Annotated in this window: 18 protein-coding genes; 13 read left to right on the forward strand and 5 right to left on the reverse strand. The window is 68.0% G+C overall.

Going from position 1 to position 24,721, the window contains the following annotated elements; translation table 11 throughout:
- Positions 1-39: 39 nt before the first annotated feature.
- Entirely contained in the window at positions 40-843 is an 804-nt protein-coding gene (locus tag QW863_RS09135; protein WP_315716908.1) for a ParA family protein, read from the forward strand.
- 122 nt (positions 844-965) lie between these two features.
- Here QW863_RS09135 and QW863_RS09140 read toward each other — a convergent pair whose 3' ends face one another.
- Together QW863_RS09140 and mutM are read right to left on the reverse strand one after the other, a co-directional pair.
- Complete coding sequence (locus QW863_RS09140) at positions 966-1,448, reverse strand: cyclic nucleotide-binding domain-containing protein (RefSeq protein ID WP_315716907.1); 483 nt, start codon at positions 1,446-1,448, stop codon at positions 966-968.
- 78 nt (positions 1,449-1,526) lie between these two features.
- Positions 1,527-2,408: a bifunctional DNA-formamidopyrimidine glycosylase/DNA-(apurinic or apyrimidinic site) lyase gene (mutM, locus tag QW863_RS09145; RefSeq protein WP_315716906.1), complete on the reverse strand. Its 882-nt coding sequence runs from the start codon at positions 2,406-2,408 to the stop codon at positions 1,527-1,529.
- 105 nt (positions 2,409-2,513) lie between these two features.
- Here mutM and ubiE point away from each other — a divergent pair, with 105 nt between their 5' ends.
- The 12 genes from ubiE (at position 2,514) to QW863_RS09205 (ending at position 21,667) form a co-directional block, all read left to right on the forward strand.
- Positions 2,514-3,275 carry a bifunctional demethylmenaquinone methyltransferase/2-methoxy-6-polyprenyl-1,4-benzoquinol methylase UbiE gene (ubiE, locus tag QW863_RS09150; RefSeq protein WP_315716905.1) on the forward strand — a complete coding sequence of 254 codons (762 nt, stop codon included), beginning with the start codon at positions 2,514-2,516 and terminating at the stop codon, positions 3,273-3,275.
- Positions 3,272-4,846 (forward strand): 2-polyprenylphenol 6-hydroxylase, encoded by a 1,575-nt coding sequence (gene ubiB / locus QW863_RS09155; RefSeq protein ID WP_315716904.1) that lies wholly within the window; start codon positions 3,272-3,274, stop codon positions 4,844-4,846. The genes ubiE and ubiB overlap by 4 nt, the downstream gene beginning before the upstream one ends.
- 168 nt (positions 4,847-5,014) lie before the next feature.
- The gene (coaBC, locus tag QW863_RS09160) at positions 5,015-6,442 is read left to right on the forward strand and encodes a bifunctional phosphopantothenoylcysteine decarboxylase/phosphopantothenate--cysteine ligase CoaBC (RefSeq protein ID WP_315716903.1); all 1,428 of its coding nucleotides are present in this window, start codon (positions 5,015-5,017) and stop codon (positions 6,440-6,442) included.
- Positions 6,439-6,897: a dUTP diphosphatase gene (dut, locus tag QW863_RS09165; RefSeq protein ID WP_315716902.1), complete on the forward strand. Its 459-nt coding sequence runs from the start codon at positions 6,439-6,441 to the stop codon at positions 6,895-6,897. Before coaBC ends, dut begins: the two co-directional genes overlap by 4 nt.
- Positions 6,898-7,086: 189 nt before the next feature.
- Complete coding sequence (locus tag QW863_RS09170; RefSeq protein ID WP_315716901.1) at positions 7,087-9,594, forward strand: sensor histidine kinase; 2,508 nt, start codon at positions 7,087-7,089, stop codon at positions 9,592-9,594.
- Positions 9,591-11,132: a tRNA (adenosine(37)-N6)-threonylcarbamoyltransferase complex ATPase subunit type 1 TsaE gene (tsaE, locus tag QW863_RS09175; RefSeq protein ID WP_315716900.1), complete on the forward strand. Its 1,542-nt coding sequence runs from the start codon at positions 9,591-9,593 to the stop codon at positions 11,130-11,132. The genes QW863_RS09170 and tsaE overlap by 4 nt, the downstream gene beginning before the upstream one ends.
- Positions 11,133-11,316: 184 nt before the next feature.
- Positions 11,317-11,622, forward strand: coding sequence for a PilZ domain-containing protein (locus tag QW863_RS09180; RefSeq protein ID WP_315716899.1), 306 nt, complete (start codon positions 11,317-11,319; stop codon positions 11,620-11,622).
- Between the two features lie 150 nt (positions 11,623-11,772).
- On the forward strand, positions 11,773-12,495 hold the full coding sequence (locus tag QW863_RS09185) for a nucleotidyltransferase family protein (protein ID WP_315716898.1): 723 nt from the start codon (positions 11,773-11,775) through the stop codon (positions 12,493-12,495).
- Between the two features lie 986 nt (positions 12,496-13,481).
- Positions 13,482-16,628, forward strand: a complete 3,147-nt coding sequence (addB, locus tag QW863_RS09190) for a double-strand break repair protein AddB (protein WP_315716897.1) — start codon at positions 13,482-13,484, stop codon at positions 16,626-16,628.
- Positions 16,622-20,095: a double-strand break repair helicase AddA gene (addA, locus tag QW863_RS09195; RefSeq protein ID WP_315767627.1), complete on the forward strand. Its 3,474-nt coding sequence runs from the start codon at positions 16,622-16,624 to the stop codon at positions 20,093-20,095. The genes addB and addA overlap by 7 nt, the downstream gene beginning before the upstream one ends.
- 98 nt (positions 20,096-20,193) lie before the next feature.
- Positions 20,194-20,514, forward strand: coding sequence for a thioredoxin (gene trxA / locus QW863_RS09200; RefSeq protein ID WP_015663255.1), 321 nt, complete (start codon positions 20,194-20,196; stop codon positions 20,512-20,514).
- 142 nt (positions 20,515-20,656) lie between these two features.
- Entirely contained in the window at positions 20,657-21,667 is a 1,011-nt protein-coding gene (locus QW863_RS09205; protein ID WP_315767762.1) for an ATP-dependent DNA ligase, read from the forward strand.
- Positions 21,668-21,669: 2 nt separating this feature from the next.
- Here QW863_RS09205 and QW863_RS09210 read toward each other — a convergent pair whose 3' ends face one another.
- The 3 genes from QW863_RS09210 to accD are packed head-to-tail and all read right to left on the reverse strand — an operon-like array spanning position 21,670 to position 24,701.
- Positions 21,670-22,410, reverse strand: a complete 741-nt coding sequence (locus QW863_RS09210; RefSeq protein WP_315716895.1) for a metallophosphoesterase family protein — start codon at positions 22,408-22,410, stop codon at positions 21,670-21,672.
- 12 nt (positions 22,411-22,422) lie between these two features.
- On the reverse strand, positions 22,423-23,766 hold the full coding sequence (locus QW863_RS09215) for a folylpolyglutamate synthase/dihydrofolate synthase family protein (RefSeq protein ID WP_315767629.1): 1,344 nt from the start codon (positions 23,764-23,766) through the stop codon (positions 22,423-22,425).
- Positions 23,763-24,701 (reverse strand): acetyl-CoA carboxylase, carboxyltransferase subunit beta, encoded by a 939-nt coding sequence (accD, locus tag QW863_RS09220; protein ID WP_315716893.1) that lies wholly within the window; start codon positions 24,699-24,701, stop codon positions 23,763-23,765. Before accD ends, QW863_RS09215 begins: the two co-directional genes overlap by 4 nt.
- Between the last annotated feature and the right edge of the window lie 20 nt (positions 24,702-24,721).

The following is a 24,721-nucleotide window of genomic DNA, read 5'->3' on the forward strand; positions in this document are numbered from 1 at the left end:
TCTCATAAGTTCCGTCAACATCCGAAGGACTGTCTCCCGATGTACACGATCGTTTTGGCCACGCAGAAGGGCGGCAGCGGCAAGAGCACGCTGGCGATTGGTCTGGCCGTGGCGGCCCAGCAGGCCGGCCACAAGGTGCGCGTGATCGAAACCGACCGTCAGGGCACGCTGACCAAATGGCAGGCGCGCCGCGCCGCGGGCGAGCCGATCGTCGAAGCCGTCTACGATGCCAAGACGATCGAGCCTCGCCTCGAAGCGCTGGCTCGCGACGGCGTCACCCTCTGCGTGATCGACACCGGGGCCGGCATCACGGCGTCCACGACGGCCGCGATCCGCCACTGCAATCTGTGCCTCATTCCGGCGCGTCCGAGCGTCGCCGACATCGAAGCGACCGCACCGACCTTGAGTGTCGTGCGCGCCTGGCGCAAGCCGTTTGCCTTCGTGCTCAACCAGGCCCCGATCCGCGGCGGCCATCGCGTCACCGATGCGACGACTGCGCTCGACGCCGACGCGCCGCGCGACATCGCAGAGGTGCTGGCGCAGCCCTTCATCATGATGCGCAACGACCACCAGGACGCGCTCGCCGCCGGTCTCGGCGTCAGCGAGTTCGATGCGGCCGGCAAGTCGGCGCAGGAGATTCGCAGCCTGTGGCGCTGGACCGCGGGCAAGCTCGCCGGCGACCACGTCATGCATGACGCTGGCGAGCTGAAGGACGCGAGCGAGCACGCCGAGGTCGAATTCCCGATCATGCTGACGCCGCCCGCCGAGGAAGCGAAGCTGCCGGTGACGCGGGCCTACCCGACCTGGGCCGACAATGGCATCAACTGGAAGGCGGGGCTGTAGAGGCGGGCTGTGGTCGTCATCGGATACGAACTATCGCAAATGCGGTGTGCTCCCTCGCCCCGCAAGCGGGGCGAGGGAAACATCACCGACCGCGAGATCCGGTCCACCGAATCCGACCGGGCCTAGCGCTCTCCAGCCTCGCGCATCTCCAGCTGCTTGATCCGCGCATCGGCGCGGCGCAGGCGACGGCATAGCTCGCGATTGATGTTCTGCAGCACGATCACATAGGCGTGGATGTCAGCCTTGTAGAAGGCATACAGCTTTTGCGCCGTCAGCTCGTACAATACGGTCGGCGCTTCCGCGACGACGGTGGCCGATCTGTTCTGCATGTCGAGCAGGGTCATCTCGCCGAAGAAATCGCCAGGCTCGAGACGCGACATATGGATCGCAACGCCCGTCTCCAGGCGCTCGCTCACCTCCAGCGTGCCGCTGTGCACGACGAACATCGAACGACCCGCCTCGCCTTCGGCGACGACCACGGCGCCGCTCTCGAACTCGCGCGCGACCAGCATCGAGACCAGCAGATCGAGGCTCGCATCGGGCAGACCGCCGAAGAACGGCGTCGCGAGCAGGAATGCTTTCAGATCGGGCGAGCTGACAGCCATGGCGGCAGTATACCCCCGCCCCCGTCCGTCACAAGCAGACTGGGGCAAGCCGGCCATGCCGGCTGGTCGGCCGCTGCATCACTTCTGGCACTTCGGGCACCAGAACGTCGAGCGCCCGTTCTGCACGAAGCGCTTCACCACGCCGCCGCAACCATCGGTCCGGCACGGCTCGCCCTCCCGGTCATAGACCTGGAACGAATGCTGGAAATAGCCGAGCTCGCCTGATGTCTGGCGGTGATCGCGCAGCGACGAGCCGCCGGCGCGGATGGCCTCGTTGAGCACGGTGTGGATCGCTTCCACCAGACACCTGGCGTGATCCGCGGGCTCGCCCTTCTTCGTTGCCAGCGTTGCCGCCAGCCGTCGCGGCGACAGATGGGCGCGGAACAGCGCCTCGCAGACATAGATGTTGCCGAGCCCGGCGACGACGCGCTGGTCGAGCAGCGCCGCCTTGAGGCTGGTCTTCTTGCCGGCACAGGCGCGCGCCAGCATGGCGGCATCGAATTCGTTGCCGAGCGGCTCGGGCCCGAGATCCTTCAGATGCGGCTCGGTCTCGATCTCGCCGCGGCCGATGATCTTCATGAAGCCGAAGCGGCGCGGATCGTTGAACACGATGTCGGCGCCAGACGACATGTGAAACACGACATGGTCGTGCACGCTGTCCTTGCCGCGCGGATAGTGAAACTCGCCCGGCGTCTCCTCGTGCTCCGGCTTGATCACCCGGAACGAGCCGGACATGCCCAGATGCATCAGCAGCACGTCGCCGGAGCCGAGGTCGGCCAGCAGATATTTGGCGCGCCGGCCGAGTCCCCTGACGGTCTGGCCCTGCAGGCGCTTCGCAAAATCGGGCTGGAACGGAAACCTGAGATCGCCGCGCCGGGCCTCGGCCTTGACGATGACGGCGCCTTCCATGACGGGCTGCAGCCCGCGCCGGACGGTCTCGACTTCGGGCAGCTCAGGCATGCCGGCTCATTTCACCTTTTGCATCCGCGACCATTCACCTTGTCCGACTGACGTGATAGCGCCTTGGCCGCATCAGCGCTATGGTGCCGTATCGGAGTAAGGGTGATGGATCAGCCGGACCAAACCACTCATTTCGGCTTCAGGGACGTGCCTCTGGGCGAGAAGCAGACGCTGGTGAACGACGTGTTTCACAGCGTGGCACAGCGCTACGACCTGATGAACGACCTGATGTCGGGCGGACTGCACCGCGTCTGGAAGGACATCATGATCAACACGCTGAACCCGCCGAAGAGCGATGCGCCGTTTGCGCTGCTCGACGTGGCCGGCGGCACCGGCGACATCTCCTTCCGCGCCGCCAGGAAGGCCGGCGCCGGCTTCCATGCCACCGTGTGCGACATCAACAGCGACATGCTCGAGGTCGGGCGCCAGCGGGCGCTGAAGCAATATCTCGACGACAAGGTCTCGTTCGTCGAGGGCAATGCCGAAAAGCTCGCTTTTCCCGACCGCTCCTTTGACGCCTATACGATCGCCTTCGGCATCCGCAACGTGCCGCAGATCGAGCTCGCGCTCGCCGAGGCCTTCCGCGTGCTCAAGCATGGCGGCCGCTTCCTGTGCCTGGAGTTCTCCACCGTCGAGATGCCAGGGCTCGACAAGCTCTACGACCTGTTCTCCTTCAATGTGATCCCGCAGCTCGGCCGCGCCGTCACCGGCGATGCCGAGTCCTACCGCTACCTCGTCGAATCGATCCGCCAGTTTCCGCGCCCCAGCGCCTTCGCCGAGATGATCTCGGCGGCCGGCTTCTCCCGCGTGTCCTGGCAGACTCTCTCCGGCGGCATCGTCGCGCTTCATTCCGGCTGGCGTTTGTGATCTCCGCACTCACCCACATTACGCGGCTCGCCCGGGCCGCCTTCGTGTTCGCGCGCGAGGGCGTGTTCGGCGCCGTCGATCCGAGCCTGGCGCCGCCGCCGGGCCAGCTCGCGCTGAAGCTGGCGCGCCTCGTCGAGCGCCCCGGCGCCAAGTCCGGGCCAAGATTGTCGCGGGCGCTGGAGCGCATGGGCCCGGCCTATCTCAAGCTCGGCCAGTTCCTGGCGACGCGGCCCGACGTCGTCGGCGTCATCATGGCGCGCGACCTCGAATCGCTGCAGGACCGGCTGCCGCCATTCCCGCAGGCCGAGGCCGAGGCGGTCATCGCCACCGCGCTCGAGCGCCCGATCAGCCAGCTGTTCACGCATCTCGGTCCTCCGGTCGCCGCCGCCTCGATCGCGCAGGTGCATCGCGGCGAGGTCGAGCGCGACGGCATTCGTCGTCCAGTCGCGGTGAAGGTGCTTCGGCCGAACGTTGCCTCGCGCTTCCGCCGCGACCTCTCCGATTTCTTCTTCGTCGCCGAAAAGGCCGAGGCGCATTCGTCGGAGGCGCGGCGGCTGCGGCTGGTCGAGGTCATCAACACGATGTCGCGCTCGGTCGCGATGGAGATGGACCTTCGCCTGGAGGCCGCTGCGCTCTCCGAGATGGCGGAAAACATCAAGGACGATCCGGACTTCCGCGTACCCACGGTCGACTGGGATCGCACCGCCAACACCGTGCTGACGATGGAGTGGATCGACGGCATCGCGCTGAACGATCACGCCCGGCTCGCGGAGGCCAATGTCGATCTGCCCGACGTCGGCCGCAAGGTGATCCAGAGCTTTCTCCGCCACGCGCTGCGCGACGGCTTCTTCCACGCCGACATGCACCCGGGCAACCTGTTCCTGGACCAGCAGGGACGGCTGGTCGCGGTGGATTTCGGCATCATGGGCCGGCTCGGCATGAAGGAGCGGCGCTTCCTCGCCGAGATCCTGCTCGGCTTCATCACCCGCGACTATCGCCGCGTCGCCGAAGTGCATTTCGAGGCCGGCTACGTGCCGCCGCATCATTCGGTGGAGAATTTCGCACAGGCCATCCGCGCCATTGGCGAGCCGATCCACAACCGCACGGCCGAAGAAATCTCGATGGCCAAGCTGCTGACCCTGCTGCTCGAGGTCACCGGCCTGTTCGACATGCGCACCCGGCCGGAGCTGATCCTGCTGCAGAAGACCATGGTGGTGGTCGAGGGCGTCGCGCGCGGCTTCGATCCCAAGCTCGACATCTGGAAGGTCGCCGATCCCGTGGTGCGCGAATGGATCGAGCGCAATCTCGGCCCGCTCGGCCGCATCGAAGGCGCCGTGTCCGGCGTCGGCGACCTGGTCCGGCTCAGCGCGACCCTGCCCGTGCTCGCCGCCCGCGCCGCCGCCGTGCTGGAGCACATGGAGACCATGACCCGCGACGGCTTGCGCCTGTCGCCGGAAACCATCGCCGCCATGGGCCGCACCGAAGGCAAGAAGAGCCGCTGGCGCGCCATCGCGCTGTGGGTCATCGCGCTGACTTTCATCGGCATTCTGTTCGCGGTGCTCAGGCTGTGACCTGAGAGCCCCGCTCTCTCCACTCGTCATTCCGGGGCGCGCGAAGCGCGAGCCCGGAATGACGGCGGCAAATAGCTAGGCTCACCAATCGGCATTATGTCTACTGATTGCACTGCTATCATTTTCTGCTAGCATTGCCTTCACAAGGGCAATGCTGGGGAGGCGGTCATGGCGAGCCTGACCATCCGCAAGCTGGACGACTCTCTCAAGACTTATCTGCGACTGCGCTCGGCGCAGAACGGGCGCTCCGTCGAAGAGGAAGTCCGGGTCATCCTGCGCGCGCTGATCGAGCCTGCCGATCCATCCGAGCCGCCGATGGCGCCGCCTGCTCCAGCCAACCTCTCCGCCCCGCTCGTCCCCCAGCCCGGCCAGGCGCGCGAGGCTCGCGTCACCCTGATCATCGGCGGCGGCATCGCCGCCTACAAATCGCTCGACCTGATCCGGCGGCTGAAGGAGCGCCACATCCACGTCCGCTGCGTGCTGACCAAGGCGGCGACGCAATTCGTGACCGAGCTCGCCGCGTCGGCGCTGTCGGGAGATCGTGTCTTCACCGATCTGTTCGACCCGCGCAGCGAGTTCGACGTCGGCCACATCCGGCTCGCGCGCGACTGCGATCTCATCGTGGTGGCACCGGCGACCGCCGACCTGATGTCGAAGATGGCGCACGGCGCCGCCGACGACCTCGCCAGCGCCATCCTGCTCGCGGCGAGCCGGCCGATCCTGCTGGCGCCGGCGATGAACCCGATGATGTGGAGCAATCCGGCGACGCGCCGCAACGCCGCGACCCTGCAGCGCGACGGCGTCCAGATGATCGGGCCGAACGCCGGCGAGATGGCGGAGAAGGGCGAGGCCGGTGTCGGCCGCATGGCCGAGCCGACCGAGATTGCAGACGCCGTCGTCGCCATGCTCAAGCCGCCTGTGCCGCGCCCCCTCGCCGGCCGCCGCGTGCTGATCACCGCGGGCCCGACCCACGAGCCGATCGACCCGGTGCGCTACATCGCCAACCGCTCCTCCGGCAAGCAGGGCTTTGCGATCGCCGCCGCCGCGCAGGCCGCCGGCGCCGACGTGAGGCTGATCGCAGGACCGGTGGAGCTTGCCGACCCCAAGGGCGTCAGCGTCACCCACGTCGAATCGGCGCGGCAGATGCTGGAGGCAGTCGAGGCCGAGCTGCCCGCCGACGTCGCGATCTTCGCCGCGGCGGTGGCCGACTGGCGCGTCGCCAATGAGGGCGGCCAGAAGCTGAAGAAGACGGACAAGGCGATCCCGCCGCTGACGCTGGTCGAGAACCCCGACATCCTCGCCACGATCTCGAAGCTGCAGGAGAAGCGGCCTGGTCTCGTCATCGGCTTCGCCGCCGAGACCGAGCACCTGATCGACAACGCGAAGGCAAAGTTCGCCCGCAAGGGCTGCGACTGGATCGTCGCCAACGACGTCTCGCCCGCGACCGGTGTGATGGGCGGCGACCGCAACACCGTACATCTCTTGACGAAGGACGCCGATGGCGTCCATGTCGCGTCCTGGCCGATCATGACCAAGGACGAGGTCGCGACTGCGCTCGTCGCCGAGATCGCCAGAACCATGGGACCCGTTGCGTGACACAGACGATCGCGATCGACGTGCAGATCCTGCCGCATGGCGAGGGCCTGCCGCTGCCGGCCTATCAGACCGCACATGCCGCGGGGCTCGATCTGCTCGCCGCGGTTCCGCCCGATGCACCGCTCGTCCTTGCGTCGGGCGGCCATGCGATGGTGCCGACGGGACTGTCGATCGCGCTGCCCGACGGCTACGAGGCCCAGGTGCGGCCGCGTTCGGGGCTCGCTGCGCGGCACGGCGTCACGGTGCTGAACTCACCGGGCACGGTGGACGCGGACTACCGCGGCGAGATCTGCGTGCTGCTGATCAACCACGGCAAGGAACCGTTTACGATCCGCCGCGGCGAGCGCATCGCGCAGATGGTGATCGCCGCCGTAGCGCGCGCCGAGCTCAGCCTCGCGACAACCTTGACGACGACCGCGCGCGGCAGCGGCGGCTTCGGCTCGACGGGCCGTTGAACTACGGGCTTGCCACTGTTCCGACTCGAAAGAGTCGATCGGTGGACGCATTTTCCTCAGGCGCAACCATCGTTCACGGTCTGGACTCTTACCGCTGGAGTCCCGAAGCGGTTATGGTTGATTGATTCGTGAGACGGCGCGGTCGACGCGATCGGCGCCGCGCGGAACTTCGTGCGGTTTGGGGCAAATATGTCGGGCGTGATCGTGGTGATGCGTCAGACGCTGCTGTCGTGCACGTCACTTGCGCGCAAGGGCCTCATGGGTCTCGCTGCGACTGCGCTTGCGCCGGCGACACCGGGCTTCGCAGGCGATGGCGTGGCGCCGGATGCGATCACGACGCTGTTCGAGCTGAGCCGTCCTGATATCGCCGAGGTCACGGCGATGCTGGCGCTGCTCGGCTTCTCCGTCGTCGCCGCGGTCGCGCTGGTGCGCACGCGTCTGGCGGCCGGCCGGAAGGAAGCGCGGCTGCGCGCCGACGTCGCCGGGCTGCAATTGCAGGCCGATCGCTACCGTGCGCTGCTGTTCGCCGAGCCGCAGATCCTGATCGCCTGGCCGGCCGGCGGCCACCGTCCGCAGATCTCCGGCGACACCTCGATGCTGGTGCCGCAGGATCAGCCGCAGCGCATTCTCGCCTTTGGAACCTGGCTGCCGCCGGAGCCCGCGCTGCAGCTCGACCGCGCCGTCGACGCGCTGCGCGAGGCGGGCGAAGGCTTCATGCTCAATCTCACCACCTCGCACGGCCATGCGATCGAGGCGATGGGCCGCGCCATCGGCGGCCAGGCCATCGTGCGCATTCGCGAATTGTCCGGCCTGCGCCGCGAGCTCGCCGAGACGCAGCTCCGCTTCAAGGCGCTCGGCGAGGAAACGGAGTCGCTGCGCGCGCTGGCAGCGGCGCTGCCGTGGCCGATCTGGGCACGGCAGGCCAATGGCGCTCTCGCTTACGTCAACGCCGCCTATGCCCGTGCCGCCGATGCCCGCGACGTGCCGGACGCGATCGGCCGCAACATCGAGCTGCTCGACTCGGCCGACCGTATCGATCTGCAGCGCGCGCTCGCCACCAACGGCCGTTTCGAGGGCCGGCTGCCGATCGTGACCGGCGGCGAGCGCCGCATGTACGACGTGCGCGCCTTCATGCTGGGAAACGGCAGCGCCGGCGTCGCCATCGACGCCAGCGAGGCGGCGGCCCTGGATGCGGCCGTGGTGCGGATGCGGGAAGCACACCGGCGCACGCTCGATCAGTTGTCCTCGGGCGTAGCCGTGTTCGACGGCCAGCGCCGGCTCGCCTTCTACAACGACTCCTATCGCCGGCTGTGGCGTCTCGATCCCGCCTTCCTGGACAGCCAGCCGGATGACTCGTCGGTGCTCGACCGTCTTCGCGCCGCGCGCAAGTTGCCCGAGCAGGCCGACTTCCGGGCCTGGAAGGCCAAGCTTCACGAGGCCTATCGCGCCGTCGAGGCCGCCAAGGACACCTGGTTCCTGCCCGACGGCCGCGCGCTGTCGGTCGTCACCACGCCGAACCCGGAAGGCGGCGTCACCTATCTGTTCGACGACGTCACCGAGAGCTTCGCGCTTGCCCGCCGCTTCGACGGCTTGATCCGGGTCCAGCGCGAGACCCTCGACAGCCTTGCCGAGGGCGTCGCGGTGTTCGGCTCGAACGGCCGGGTCGAGCTGTTCAATCCGGCCTTCGCCAAGATGTGGCGGCTGTCGCCGGATCAGTTGCGCGAGCATCCGCATATCGACACCGTGGAATCCTGGTGCCATCAGCTCTACGACGACGCGGTCGCCTGGCGCACCATCCGCGAGGCGATCACGTCGATCGAGAACCGGCTCGACGTTGCGCTGAAGCTCGAGCGCAAGGACGGCAGCGTGCTCGACTGCATGAGCCGCCCGCTGCCCGACGGCGCGACCATGCTGACCTTCCAGGACATCACCGACACCGAGAATGTCGAGCGAGCCCTGCGCGAGAGCAACGAGGCGCTCGAAGCCGCCGGCCAGATGAAGATCGACTTCGTCCACCACGTGTCCTACGAGCTGCGCGCGCCGCTGACGACGATCATCGGCTTCGCGCATTTCCTGTCCGATCCGTCGACCGGGCCGCTGACGCCGAAGCAGGCCGAGTATCTCGACTACGTCACCAAATCCACCAACGCGCTGCTGGCGCTGACCAACAACATTCTCGACCTCGCCACCATCGATGCCGGCGCCATGAAGCTCGAGCTCGGGCCGGTCGACGCCGCCAAGGCGATCGAGGCCGCCGCCGAGGGCGTGCAGGACCGGCTTGCCACGGATCGCATCCGATTGACGATCGCGGTGGACCCCGACGTCGGCTCCTTCGTCGGCGACGAGCGCCGCGTCGTGCAGGTGCTCTACAATCTGCTCGCCAATGCCGTCGGCTTCTCGCCGCCGGATTCGAGCGTCGTCGTCAGCGCCCGCCGCACCGACCACAGCGTCATCTTCGCGGTCACCGATTCCGGCCCCGGCATTCCGCCCGAGGTGAAGGACAAGGTGTTCGAATGGTTCGAGAGCCATTCGCAGGGCTCGCGCCATCGCGGCGCCGGCCTCGGACTGTCGCTGGTGCGCTCCTTCGTCGAGCTGCATGGCGGCAGGGTGCGGATGGATTCGGTGGTCGGCAAGGGCACCACGGTCACCTGTGACTTCCCGACCGACCACGTCGCGCAACGCAACGCCGCGGAATGACGGACCAGCTGACATTCACCACCACGCTGGCGGACGAGACCGCCACGGCCGCCCTGATGGCCGATCTCGCGCTGCTGATCGGCCCGGGTGCACTGATCACGCTCACGGGCGATCTCGGCGCCGGCAAGACGGCGGCGGCGCGGGCGATGATCCGCTATCTCGCCGGCGACGACGAGCTGGAGGTGCCGAGTCCGACCTTCACTCTGGCGCAGAGCTACGACCTGCCGAGCTTCCCGCTGGTGCATGCCGATCTCTATCGCATCAGCGACGCATCGGAGCTCGAGGAGATCGGCCTGTCGCCGCTGCCGGAGGCGACCGTCGTGCTGATCGAGTGGCCGGAGCGCGCCGGCGGCACTCTCCCGCTGGATCGCGTCGACATCGCGCTGCGCCACGATCCATCGCAGGGCGACACCGCCCGCAGCGCCGAGATCACCGGCAGCGGCAAGGCGGCCGCGGTGGTTGCACGGCTGAAAGCCTTGCGCGAATTCCTCGCCGAGGCCGGGCACGCCAGATCGCGCCGCGAGCGCATGGCCGGCGACGCCTCGACCCGCTCCTATGCGCGGCTCCACAAGGGCGAGCGCGTCTTCATCCTGATGAACTCGCCGAAGCGGCCCGACGGCCCGGCGATCTACAACGGCAAGCCCTATAGCGGCGCCGTGCATCTCGCCGAGGACGTCCGCCCATTCGTCGCGATCGCCGCCGCCTTGCGCGGGCTCGGCATCTCGGCGCCGAAGATCAACGACGCCGATCTCGGCCACGGCTTTCTCATCACCGAGGATCTCGGACGCGAGGGCGTGATCGAGGGCGACCCGCCACGACCGGTCGTGGAGCGCTACGAGGCCGCGACCGATCTGTTGGCCGCGCTGCACGCGCAGGACGTCCCCTCGGTGCTGCCGCTGGCGCCGCAGGTGACCTACGAGGTCCCGACCTTCGACGTCGAAGCCATGCTGATCGAGATCGGCCTGATGCTCGAATGGTACCTGCCCGACCGTGGCGTGGAGCTGTCGCAGGTGCGGCGCGCCGAATTCCTGGAAATATGGCGCGAGTTGCTGGAGGCGCCGCTCGCGGCCAAGCCGACATCTAAGCCGACCTGGGTGATCCGCGACTACCACTCGCCCAACCTGCTCTGGCTGCCCGCGCGCGAAGGCATCGCCCGCGTGGGCGTGATCGACTTCCAGGACGCGGTGATGGGACCGCCGGCCTACGACGTGGTCTCCCTGGCGCAGGACGCCCGGATCGACGTGTCGGCAGAGCTCGAGCGGGCGCTCCGAGAGCGCTACATCGCCGCGCGCCAAGCGGCGTCGACGGACTTCGACGCCGACGAATTCGGCGCGCACTACGCGATCATGTCCGTCCAGCGCAACACCCGCCTGCTGGGTACCTTCGCCCGCCTCAACCGCCGCGACGGCAAGCCGCAGTACCTCAAGCACCAGCCTCGCATCTGGGACTATCTCCACCGGTCGCTGGCGCACGCGGCGCTCGACCCAGTCCGCGACTGGTACGCGGCCAACGTGCCGCCACCGGCAGGGGTGGCTTAAGGCAGCGTCTCGCAGCACCACCGGTGCGCTCCCCCTCCCCCTTGCGGGGAGGGGAGCCGATCGCCGCCGTGGAGAGAGAACGCGCCAAAACCGCGCACCTCCGTGGCTTTACCGGTTCTTAGCCATCCCCCTTTACCTTGCGCCCGTGGCGCCGGTTGCGCGCCGCGCGTGAATGGAGGTTGCGATGGCAGAGCGGATGAAGGGCGAACGCGTCGTCTTCGAGCGCGGCATCCCGGCTTTCATGATGGGCATCGACGGCACCTGGCGGCGCAACTGCACCATCGAGGACGTCTCGGAGACCGGGGCGAAGCTGACGGTCGAGGGCTCGGTCGAAGGCCTGCACCTGAAGGAGTTCTTCCTGCTGTTGTCGTCGACCGGCTTGGCCTACCGGCGCTGCGAGCTGGCCTGGGTCAATGGCGACCAGATCGGCGTCACCTTCCTGAAGCAAGGCAAGAAGAAGACCAACAAGCGCGCCGCGGCCGAAGCCTGACCGAGCCACGACTGCGGCATCTTGCATCACGATGGCCGGGCAGCCGTCGCATATTCGTCATCGGCACGGGCTATCGCAACCGGCCGAGACGATAGATGTTTTTGCGTGGTATGATTCGCACATGCCACCGTTGATCGAGATGCCCTGAAGATGCCCGTCAAGCCGCACAAAGCCATGGTCCTCGCCGCCGGTCTCGGATTGCGCATGCGCCCACTGACGGAGACGATGCCCAAACCGCTGGTGCGCGTCGCCGGTCGCCCGCTGCTCGACCATGTGCTCGACCGCCTCGCCGAAGCCGGCGTCACCGAAGCCGTCGTCAATGTCCACTATCTCGCCGACCAGATCATCGCGCACACGGCCGCGCGCAGCACGCCCCGCGTGATCATCTCCGACGAGCGCGACCAGGTGCTCGGCACCGGCGGCGGCGTCGTCAAGGCGCTGCCGCTGCTCGGCCACGAGCCGTTCTTCCACGTCAACTCCGACACGATGTGGATCGAGGGCGTGCGCCAGAACCTGTCCCGGCTCGCCGACGCGTTCGATCCCGAACGCATGGACATCATGCTGCTGATGGCGCCGACCGCGACCTCGATCGGCTACGCGGGTCAAGGCGACTACGCGATGCTCGCCGACGGTACCTTGCGCAAGCGGCGGGAGCATCAGGTGGTGCCGTTCGTCTACGCGGGCGCCGCGATCATCTCGCCATCGATCTTCGACGGCGCGCCGAACGGCGAGTTCTCGCTGACGAAGATGTTCGACAAGGCGAACGAGCAGGACCGCCTGTTCGGCCTCCGCCTCGAAGGCGTCTGGATGCATGTCGGCACGCCGGCCGCGGTGGCGGAAGCGGAAGAGGCTCTGATGGAGAGTGCGGCGTAGCGGACTGCCCGACGGGCGAATCAGGTCGGCGCGTTGCGCGATTTGCTCCACCTCGTCGGCGCCGACCCTGCGCTGGGATCACTCAAATCATCTGCGTCGAGAAACGATTTTCGTCCGCACATTCAACCCGATCCCGCTCGTCGCGTCCGACGCGCACAAAATTCTTCTTTCGCTTTTACAGAATTCATGTTCTCTCATGCGCATCCCGCCTCGTTGCGAGGGGCGCATCGCGGTCGTCACGGACGTTGAGCGCGGGATGCGATGGCCTGTCAGGATTGCAGCGTGCTTTCGGGTGCGCGGACGAACGGTTCGGGCAGGACGGCGAAATCGTAAGGTCCCGGCATCCCGACGCTGATGCCAAGCTCGCGCCGCTGCTGACGCTGCGCGCGGGCGACGGTGGCTACAAGCCGGCACACCGAGGAGAGGACGTATAAGCCGTAACACCGTCGCGCAGGGAAGGCCGGGTCGTTCCGGCTGAACCTGTGGTTCCTGCCCCGTGCACTCTTTCACGCACGGGGGCCACGGGCCTCAGCCGAGGCCCGGCCTTCCCTGCGCCCTTGCTTCGGATGAGGGCGAACGATTTGCATCACTCGGGCGCGAGAAGCGTTGCGGGAATGAGGATGTTTGTCTCCGTCATTGCGAGCAGCGAAGTCCCACTGCAGAGGCGGCCTGGATTGCTTCGCTGCGCTCGCAATGACGATGGGGGTGGGCAGCTCGCGCTCCGTAGTCAGCTGCCATCGCCCGCGAAAGCGGGCGATCCAGGACGCCGCGGCCTCTCGAATCAAGCTGAACCGCCTCGGAGGACCGGATCGCCCGGTTGAGCCGGGCGATGGCGGAGAGCGTGGCTGCAGCTGGGGCTCAGGCGCACGGCGTCCTCCAGCACAGGGACAAAGGTCACGCACCTATCAACACCCGTCCACACCCCGGATATGACCTCCGCCCGATCGCTCCCTATATAGACGGCACAGCAACCCGAATCGCAGGCCATGCGCGTCTTCACCGTTCCCATCTCGGCGCCGTTCCTGCGCAGCGTGATCGCCGCGCTGGTCGACGGCCGGCTGGTCGACGGCTTCGAGGCACGCAGCGATCCCGCCCGGCTCGCGACCGCGACGCTGTATCTACCGACGCGGCGCTCCCTGCGGGTGGCGCGCGAGATGTTCCTCGACGAGCTGAAGACCGATGCCGCGGTGCTGCCGCGCCTGGTCGCGCTCGGCGATATCGACGAGGACGAGCTCGCCTTCGCGGAGGACCGCGACGCGTTCCTCGGGCCGGCGCCGCTGGAGATTCCGGAACGACTCGACGACCTGCAGCGCCGGCTCACGCTGGCGCGGCTGGTCGCGGCCTGGGCCAAGACGCCGGTGTCGGCGCCGCTCGTGATCGGCGGGCCCGCCTCGACGCTTGCGCTGGCCGGCGACCTCGCGCGGCTGATCGACGACATGGTGACGCGCGGCGTGTCGTGGGATGCGCTCGATGCGCTGGTGCCGGATCAGCTCGACAAATACTGGCAGTATTCGCTCGAGTTCCTGCGCATCGCGCGGACGGCGTGGCCGGCCTATCTGCAGGAGATCGAACGCATCGAGCCGGCGGCGCGGCGCGATCTGCTGATCGCGGCCGAAGCGGCGCGGCTGTCGGCGCATCCCGATGGTCCCGTCATTGCCGCAGGCTCCACCGGCTCGATGCCGGCGACGGCAAAATTCCTGCTCGCCGTCGCCAAGCTGCCGCATGGCGCGGTGGTGCTGCCTGGGCTCGACACCGATCTCGACGAAGCCGCGTGGAATTCGATCGGCGGTGCCAAGGACCGCGCCGGCCGCGTGTTGACGCCGCCCGCGGTCAATCATCCGCAATATGCCATGCACCTGCTGCTCAAGCGCTTCGGCCTGGAGCGGCGCGACGTGATCCGCCTCGCACCACCCGGCCGTGGCGGCCGCGAGGTGCTGATCTCAGAAGCGATGCGGCCGTCGGAAGCCACCGCCGTCTGGCACGAGCGCCTGCGTCAGTTCGACATCGCCGCCAACATTGCCGAAGCGATGGACAATCTCGCCGTCGTCGCCGCGCCCAACCCCGAAATGGAGGCGCTGGCGATCGCCATCGCGATGCGCGAGGCGCGCCATCTCGGCAAGTCCGCTGCGCTGGTGACGCCGGACCGCGCGCTGGCGCGCCGCGTGATGGCGGCGCTGACGCGCTGGCACCTGACGTTTGACGATTCCGGCGGTGACGCGCTGTTGGAGACGCCGGCCGGCATCTTCGCGCGCCTCGCCGCCGAAGCCGCCGCGCGCGGACTGGAGCCGCCGACTTTGCTGGCGCTGCTCAAGCATCCGCTGTGCCGGCTCGGCCGCGCCGCGAATGGCTGGAAGAGTGCCATCGAGACGCTGGAGCTCGCGGTGCTGCGCGGCACGCGGCCACAAGCCGGAAGCAGCGGGCTCGCGCGCGACTTCGCGCGCTTCCGCGACGAGCACACCAAGCTGCACCAGGGCGAAGCATCATCGCTGCACAAGGCCGAGCCGCGCGCGCGTCTCAGTCCCGAGCAGCTCGACCGCGCCGGCGCGCTGATCGCGCAATTGCAGACGGCCCTGGCGCCGCTGGAAAACCTTGCCTCGCCGCGCCCGCAGGATTTCGCCGAGCTCGCCGCGCGGCATCGTGAGGTGTTGATCGCACTCTCGACAGACGATGTCGGTCTCAGCACCGCGTTCACCGATCGCGACGGCGCGGCGCTGGCGCGCTGCTTCGACGACCTGCTCGCGTCCGGCGAGCGTTGCGGCCTGATGGCGCCGCTGTCGGACTATCCGGATCTGTTCCATACCGCCTTCTCCGATCGCGCGGTGCGCCGGCCCGAGCGCCACGGTGCGCAGCTGCAGATCTACGGTCCGCTCGAAGCGCGACTGATGCAGGCCGACCGCATGATCGTCGGCGGCCTGATCGAGGGCATATGGCCGCCGGCGCCGCGCATCGATCCCTGGCTCAGCCGCCCGATGCGGCATCAACTCGGCCTCGACTTGCCCGAGCGCCGCATCGGACTATCGGCACACGATTTCGCACAACTGCTCGGCGCGCCCGAGGTGATCCTGACGCACGCCGCAAAATCGGGTGGCGCGCCGGCCGTGGCCTCGCGCTTCCTGCACCGTCTCGAAGCCGTCGCCGGCGCCGAGCGCTGGAAGGCGGCGACCGCGCGCGGCGAGACTTACGTCCGCTATGCCGAGGTGCTCGACCAGCCCGCCGCGGTGAAGCCGGTCGAACAGCCGGCGCCGAAGCCGCCGCTGGCAGCGCGGCCGCTGCGCATGTCGGTGACCGCCATCGAGGACTGGCTGCGCGATCCCTACACCATCTTCGCGCGCTACATCCTGCGGCTCGATCCGCTCGATCCCGTCGACATGCCGCTGTCGGCCGCCGATCGCGGCTCGGCGATTCACGAAGCGATCGGCGAATTCACGCAGACCTATGCTGATGCCCTGCCGCTGCATCCGGCGCATGCGCTGCGCGTGATCGGCGAGAAGCACTTTGCGCCGCTGATGGAGCGGCCCGAGGCGCGGGCACTGTGGTGGCCGCGTTTCCAGCGCATCGCCGGCTGGTTCGCGGCGTGGGAGACCGCGCGGCGCGCGCAGATCGGCGCGATCACCGCGGAGATCCGCGGCGAGATCGGCATTCCCTTGGATCAGGGCCGCACCTTCATCCTGTCGGCGCGCGCCGACCGCATCGAACAGCGTGCCGAGGGCACCTACGCCATTCTCGACTACAAGACTGGCCAGCCGCCGACGGCCAAGCAGGTGCGCATGGGGCTGTCGCCGCAGCTCACACTCGAAGCCGCGATCCTGCGCGAAGGCGGCTTCGACGGCATTCCCGCCGGCAGCCTGATCAGCCAGCTCGTCTATGTCCGCTTGTCCGGCAACAACCCGCCGGGCGAAGAGCGCATTCTCGAGCTGAAGATCAACAAGAGCGACCCGCCGCAACATCCGGACCAGGCCGCGCAGGAGGCGCGCGAAAAGCTCGAGGCATTGATCCGCAGCTTCGAGGACGTCAATCAAGGCTACACCTCGCTGAACCTGTCGATGTGGGCGAACCGCTACGGTAGCTATGACGATCTCGCCCGTATCAAGGAATGGTCGGCGGCCGGCGGCCTGGGGGTGGAGGAATGGTGAAGGCGCCCCGCCCCATTCCGCAGGCCGTGCGCGAGGCGCAGACGCGCGCATCGAACCCGGCTGCCTCGGCCTTCGTGTCGGCCAATGCCGGCTCGGGCAAGACGCATGTGCTGGTCCAGCGCGTAATCCGGCTGCTGCTCGACGGCGTGCCGCCGGAGAAGATCCTCTGCATCACCTTCACCAAGGCCGCGGCCGCCAATATGGCCGAGCGCGTGTTCTCGACGCTCGGCCATTGGGTGACGCTCGACGACGACGCGCTCGACAGCGCGATCCAGTCCACCGGCATTCCCAATCCCGACAAGAAGCTGCGGGCCTCGGCGCGAAAACTGTTCGCCAGCGCGCTGGAGACGCCGGGCGGACTGAAGGTGCAGACCATTCACGCGCTGTGCACACGGCTGCTGCAACAGTTCCCGTTCGAGGCCAACGTGCCGGCGCGGTTCTCGGTGCTCGACGAGCGCGACCAGACCGAGATGATGGAGCGCGCCAATCTCAAGGTGCTGCTCGACGCCGCCCGCGCGCCCGACAGCGCGGTCGGCCGCGCGCTGCAGGTGGCGATGGCCAATGCGGCGGATTCGACCTTCAAGGACGTCGTCCGCGAGGCCTGTCTGAGCCGCGATCACTTCATGGCCTGGACCGATGGCGCCGGCCGCGTCGAGGTTGCCGCGCAACATCTCGGCGAGGTGCTCGGCATCAGCGCCGGCGAGACGCTGGAAGCCATCGAGCGCGACATCGTCGACGGCCCCAATCTGCCACTGAGGGATTGGGCCGATATCGCCGCGCGGCTCGACGGCGGCGCCAAGACCGACCAGAAGCAGGCCGAGCAGTTGCGCGCGGCGCTGGCGTTCTCGGGCGCCGATCAGGTCGATGAATATCTCCGCGTATTCCTGACCGAGGACAAGGAGCCGCGGAAGTCCCTGCTGACCAAGAAGTTCGCCGACGCCAATCCCGGCATCGCCGGTCTATTTGAATCGGAGGCGCGCCGGCTCGATCGCCTGATCGAAAAGCGCCGCGCGGCGGTCGTGCGCGACCGCACCGAGGCGCTGTTGCAGATCGCGACCGCCGCCGCCGCGAACTATCGCCGCGAAAAAGAAGAGCGCGGCCTGCTCGACTACGACGACCTGATCGACAAGACGCTGGCGATGCTGAACCGCGTCTCCGCCGGCTGGGTGCACTACAAGCTCGACCGCGGCGTCGATCACGTGCTGATCGACGAGGCGCAGGACACGAGCCCACGGCAATGGGACATCGTCGCCCACATCATCGAGGAGTTCACCGCCGGCGCCGGGGCGCGCGACGGACTCACGCGCACGATCTTCGCGGTCGGCGACGAGAAGCAGTCGATCTTCTCGTTCCAGGGCGCCGACCCGCACGAGTTCGATGCGCGCAGGCGCCAGTTGCAGAAGCGCTTCACCGACGCCGGGCTGCTGTTCGATCCGGTGTCGTTCACCTATTCGTTCCGCTCCGGGCCGACGGTGCTGCACGCGGTCGACCACGTGTTCCGCGAGCGCGACGTCTACAGCAGCATCCACTCGCCTGACATCGGCCATCCCATCCACAACGCGCTGACCGATGCCGGACCGAGCATGGTCGAGCTCTGGAGCCTGTGCGAACGCGACGACCGCAAGGAGATCGAGGGCTGGCGCGCGCCGTTCGACGGCGTCTCCGTCACCAGCCCCGAGGTGAAGCTTTCCAGGCGCATCCAGGCAGAGATCAAGCGGCTGATCCAGACGGGCACGATCACCGGCCATGACGGCGCGCGGCGGCGGCTGAGCTATGGCGACATGCTGATCCTCGTGCGCCGGCGCGGCAACGCCTTCGATGCCGTGATCCAGGCGCTGAAGCACGCCGGCATCCCCGTCGCCGGCGCCGACCGGCTGAAGCTGACCGAGCACATCGCGATCATCGACCTGATGAACCTCGCCGACGCGCTGCTGCTGCCGCAGGACGATCTGGCGCTGGCGACCGCGCTGAAGAGCCCGCTGTTCGGGCTCGACGACGACGATCTGTTCAAGCTGGCGTGGCAGCGTCGCGGCTCGCTACGCGACGCACTGACGGCGCACGCCGCTGACGACGCGCGGCTGCAGGCGGTCGTACGGCGCTTGCAACAATGCGAGCGCCGCGCCGCGGAGGACACGCCATTCGCCTTCTATGCCTGGCTGCTCGGCGGCGATGGCGGCCGGCGCCGCATCCTGGCGCGGCTCGGCCACGAGGCCAATGATGCGCTCGACGAGTTCCTCGAGCTCGCGCTGTCCTACGAGCGCAAGGCGCCGGCCTCGCTGCAGGGCTTCGTCGCCTGGCTGCGCGCCGCTGACACCGAGGTGAAGCGCGACATGGAGATCTCGCGCGACGAGATCAGGGTGATGACCGTGCATGGCGCCAAGGGCCTCGAGGCGTCCGTCGTCTTCCTGGTCGACACCACCTCGTCGCCGGCGGATTCGCAGCGGCTGCGGCTGATCCACGTGCCGCATGGCGAGCAAGAGATCGTGGTCTGGGCCGGGCGCAAGGCCGACGATCCGCAGCCCGTCGCGGCGGCACGCGTGGCGATGCTCAAGGAGACCGAGGACGAGTATCGCCGGCTGCTCTATGTCGCGATGACCCGCGCCGCGGATCGGCTGATCATCGGCGGCTGCATGCCGGGCAACATGAACAACGTCCGCGGCGGCAGCTGGTACGATCTGATGGCGCGCGGATTGGACGCCGCCGGCCTGCAGGTCGAGGTGATCGAAACCGAGGACGGGCCGGTCAAGCGCTATGCGCGGGCCGAGGACATCGCGGAAACCGCTGCTGACAAAACGCGGCCCATGGTCGAGACGGCCGTCGAACTGCCGGCGTGGCTGCGCACGGCGGCGGTGGAGGCGCCCGGCGAGGTCGCTGTGCTCCGGCCGTCCGATCCATCCGCCGACGAGCGGCCGGTGCGCACGGGCGAATCGCTGGCGGCGCGCAGCCTCGCGATGCAGCGCGGCACGCTGGTGCATCGCCTGCTGCAGTCGCTGCCCGACGTGGCGCCGGAGCGGCGGCGTGATGCCGCGCTGCGATATTTGATTCGCAACGCCGCCGACTGGCCGGAGGACGAGCGCGTGGGGCTTGCGGAACGGGTGCTCGCCGTGGTCGAAGACCCGCGCTTTGCCGCGGTGTTCGCGGCCGGGAGCCGGGCGGAAGTCTCGATCGTGGGCCGCCTCGCACTGGCCGGCCAGCCTCCGGCACTGGTCTCCGGCCAGATCGACCGCCTGGTGGTCACCGGGACCGAGGTGCTGATCGTCGACTTCAAGACCAACCAGCAGCCGCCCTCGGGACTCGCCGACGTGCCCCCGGCCTATGTCCGGCAGCTCGCGCTGTACCGCGCCGTGCTTGGCCAATTGTACCCCGGACGAAACGTCCGCGCCGCGCTGCTCTGGACCGAAGCCGCTGAATTCATGGAGCTTCCGGCCTCCGCGCTGGACGCCATGCTGCCATCCCAGCACGTCTGAGCGAGCCCGCTTGACCCGGCATCACGCCATTCCTACTTTGACGCCCACGCAGAAGCGGCGCGTCCGCGCCGCTCCCTCCAACCGAACGAGGTAATTCCATGGCCGTTGGCAAGGTTTCCGACGCCGATTTCGAAAGCGAAGTGCTCAAGGCCGACGGCCCGGTCGTGGTCGACTTCTGGGCCGAGTGGTGCGGCCCGTGCCGCATGATCGCCCCTGCCCTCGACGAGATCTCGAGCGCGATGGGCGACAAGGTCAAGATCGTCAAGCTGAACGTCGACGAGAGCCCGAAGACGGCCTCGAAATACGGCGTGATGTCGATCCCCACCCTGATGGTGTTCAAGGGCGGCGAGATGGCCTCGCGCCAGGTCGGCGCCGCGCCGAAGGCGAAGCTGCAGCAGTGGATCTCGTCGGCGGTGTGACGCTTGCGGAACAATGATTTTTGTCGAACGGCCGGCGGAATCGCCGGCCGTTTGCGTTGAGGGGTGTGATCCAGCGTTTTCGGATGTTGCCATGCCCGCCCGCGCCCATCGCTCGCCCTCCCGCAAATCCGGCCTGCTGGCCATGGAGGCGCGCTCGGTGGATGCAATCCCGCGCGGCGAGGACTGGCAATACGAGCCGAAATGGGACGGCTTCCGTTGCCTGCTGACGCGCGACGGCGCAACGGTGACGATGCAGTCGAAGGCCGGCGAGGACCTCGCGCGCTACTTCCCCGAGGTCGTCGCCGCGGCGCGCGAGCTCGAGGCGACGAGCTTCATCCTCGACGGCGAGCTGGTGGTGCCGCAGGCGAAGTCGTTCTCGTTCGATGCATTGCTGCAGCGGATTCATCCCGCCGCCAGCCGGGTGAAGAGGCTATCGGTGGAGACGCCGGCGCTGTTCCTGGCCTTCGATCTGCTGGCGAGTGGCAAGAAGGAGCTAGTGACGCACACGCTGCACGAGCGGCGGCCGGCGCTGGAAGCGTTCGCGAAAGCGAACTTCGCGGATCATCCGACGTTCCGGCTGTCGCCGGCGACGACGCGCTTCGCGACCGCGCAAGACTGGCTGGCGCATTCCGGCGGCGGCTCGGACGGGGTGATCGCCAAGCGGACCGACCTGCCCTACCAGGCCGGCAACCGCGACGGCATGCAGAAGATCAAGCGCTATCGCTCAGCCGATTGCGTCATCGGCGGCTTCCGCTACGCCACCAACAGCGGCGCGAATGGACGCAGGCTGGTCGGCTCGCTGCTGCTCGGGCTCTACGACGATGACGGTCTGCTGCATCACGTCGGCTTCACCTCCGCGCTCAAGAAGGACGAGAAGCCCTCACTGACCGACAAGCTCGAGCCGCTCATCTCGCCACCCGGCTTCACCGGCAATGCGCCGGGCGGGCCGAGCCGCTGGTCGACCGAGCGCTCGGCGGAATGGTGTCCGCTGAAGCCGAAGCTGGTGATCGAGGTCTGCTACGACCATTTCTCCGGCGAGCGCTTTCGCCACGGCACCTCGATCCTGCGCTGGCGCCCCGACAAATCGCCGAAGCAGTGCACCTTCGAGCAGCTCAAGCAGAAGGTCGCTGATCCCTTGAAGCTGCTCGCGTGAGGTCAGCGGATCCAGCCGGTCGCGAGAACCGAGGCGAATTCGACATCACCATTGGCGCGGGCCAGCGCGGCCATCGCCTGATGATCATAGGGCACGTGGCGGAACGTCACGCTCCAGCCTGCGGGCTTAAGTTCAAGGATCGCATAGCGGGCGTCGGGCGTGCCGGCTTCCATCACATGCGGATGCGGTACGTTGTAGGAATAGCCGGGGCTGCCCACGCTACCGGGATTGACGATCAGCCGCCCGTCGCGAAGCCGCACGGCGCGCGCGGTGTGGGTATGGCCACAGAGGATCAGTGACTGCGGGATGCCCTCGGCCGTTGTCTCGATTGCATCGAGCGGCGCGCATGTGACCGCGCCATCCGGCGCGACGCTCTCGAGCCAGTAGACGTTATCGTCCTCAGGCGTGGCGTGACAAAGGAAGACCTCGTCGCGATAGATGGACGTCGGCGGGATCGTGCCGAGCCAGTCGAGATGCTTGGCTACGAGCTGCGCGTAGGCCGGCCGCTCCCAGGCGCCCATCCTCTCCGGCGGCCGATCGATCAGCCAGCGGTCGTGATTGCCGCGCACATGGACGGCATCGAGCGGCATCAGCAAGTCCATCGTCTTGCGCGCATCGAGCGGGCCGCTCGCCATATCGCCGAGATTGACGATGTCATCGACGCCTTGCGCGCGGATGTCGGCCAGCACGGCTTCGAGCGCGAGGTGGTTGCCGTGGACGTCTGCGATCGCGGCAAAGCGCATCCGCTATTCCCCTCAGGTCGGCGGCGTGCCGTTGAGGTCGAGCACGTGGCCCGCGAGATAGAGCGATCCCGTGATCAGGATACGCGGCGGGACCTCATAGGCAAGCCGCGCGATGCCGGCGAGCGCCGACGCGACGCCATCGGCGATCTCGACGCGCATGCCGAGCGTGCGCGCGGCGGCGGCCAGATCAGCCGGTGCCATCGCCTTGCTCTCGTTCGGAATCGGCACGACGATGATGTGGCGCGTCAGGCCGGCGAAGTTGGCCAGGAAGCCCGCGGCATCCTTGTTGCCCATCATGCCGACGATGACGACGAGCTGCCGTGACACGCGCTCCTCGAGATCCCCGATCGCCGCGGCGACGACACGGCCGCCTTCGGCATTGTGGCCGCCGTCGAGCCAGATCTCCGCGCCTTGCGGCGCGATCGCGGTGAGCGCGCCGTTCGACAGCCGCTGCATGCGCGCCGGCCATTCGGCGCCGACGATGCCGTCCTCGAACGCCTTGGTGGTGAGCTTGAAATGATCGACCGCCCGCAAGGTCGCGATCGCCAGGCCCGCATTGTCGAACTGATGCCGGCCGAACAGTTTGGGTGCCGGAAGATCGAGGAGACCGCGATCGTCCTGATAGACCAGCCGGTTGCGCTCGACATTGACGTGCCAGCTCTCACCGGCCGCAAACAGCGGCGCACGTTGGCGCCTGGCCTCGCGCTCGATCACGGCCATGGCATCGGGCTCCTGCGCCGCCGAGATCACCGGGCAGCCGCGCTTGATGATGGCGGCCTTCTCGGCCGCGATCAGCGCGCGGGTGTCGCCGAGGAACTCCATGTGGTCCATGCTGATCGGCGTCAGCACGGAGGCCGCGACCTGCTCGACAACATTGGTGGAATCGAGCCGGCCACCGAGACCGACTTCGAGCAGCACCACATCGGCTGGATGCCTTGCGAACAGCACGAAGGCCGCGACGGTCTTGACCTCGAAGAAGGTGATCGGCGCGCCGGCGTTGACCCGCTCGCACTCCAAGAGCGCGGAGATCAGCTCATCGTCCTCGACCAGGACACCACCGCCGACCTGGCCGAGCCGATAGCTCTCGTTGATGCGCACCAGCCAGGGCGAGGTGAAGACGTGGACGCGCAGCCCCGCCGCCTCGAGCATCGCGCGCAAATATGCGACCGTGGAGCCCTTGCCGTTGGTGCCCGCGACATGGATGACCGGCGGCAGCTTGCGCTCGGGATGACCGAGCTGCGCCAGCAGCCGGTGCATGCGCTCCAGCCCGAGCGAGATCCGGCTCGAATGCAACACAGAAAGCCGCGTGATCAGCTCGTCGAGCGACGGTCTTGGCTGGGCGGCAGAATCGTTCACGCGCTCGTTGCGACCGCCGGCGCTTCCGCGGTTTCGGCGGGCTTGGCCGGCGGCGGCAGCTGCGGCGCGGGCTTGGCGTGTTCAACGGCCGGCGCCTTGGTCAGCAATCGGCACAGCCGCGCCAGCGTCGGGCGCAGGTCATGACGGTGCACGACCATGTCGACCATGCCGTGGTCGAGCAGGTATTCAGCGCGCTGGAAACCTTCGGGCAGCTTCTCGCGAATGGTCTGCTCGATCACCCGGGCGCCGGCGAACCCGATCAGCGCGCCGGGCTCGGCAATGTGGACGTCGCCGAGCATCGCGTAGGACGCGGTGACGCCGCCGGTGGTCGGATTGGTCTGCACGACGATGTAGGGCAGCTTGGCCTCGCGCAGCATCTGCACGGCCACGGTCGTGCGCGGCATCTGCATCAGGGACAGGATGCCTTCCTGCATGCGCGCGCCACCGGAGGCCGCGAATACGATGAACGGCGACTTCTTCTCGACAGCGAGTTCGAGCCCGCGCACGATGGCTTCACCCGCGGCCATGCCGAGCGAACCGCCCATGAAATCGAAATCCTGCACGGCGATGACGACGCCCATGCCTTCCAGCTTGCCGAAGCCGACCTTCACCGCATCGTTCATGCCGGTGCGCGCCCGCGCATCCTTGATGCGGTCGGCATAGCGGCGCTCGTCACGGAATTTCAGCGGGTCGGGCGTGACCTCGGGCAGCGCGACGTCGAACCAGGTCTCGTTGTCGAACATCGACTTCAGCCGCGCCACGGCGCCCATGCGCATGTGGTAGTTGGAGCCGGGAATGACGAACTGGTTGGCCTCGACGTCCTTGTAGAACACGAGCTGTCCGGAATCCGGACACTTGATCCAGAGGTTCTCCGGCGTCTCACGGCGCAGGATGTTGCGGATCTTCGGCCGGACCACATTGGTAAGCCAGTTCATGTGTCGCTCCGTGTTGCGGT

It is taken from the genome of Bradyrhizobium sp. SZCCHNR1017 (genome assembly GCF_032381375.1).
GTDB lineage: Bacteria > Pseudomonadota > Alphaproteobacteria > Rhizobiales > Xanthobacteraceae > Bradyrhizobium.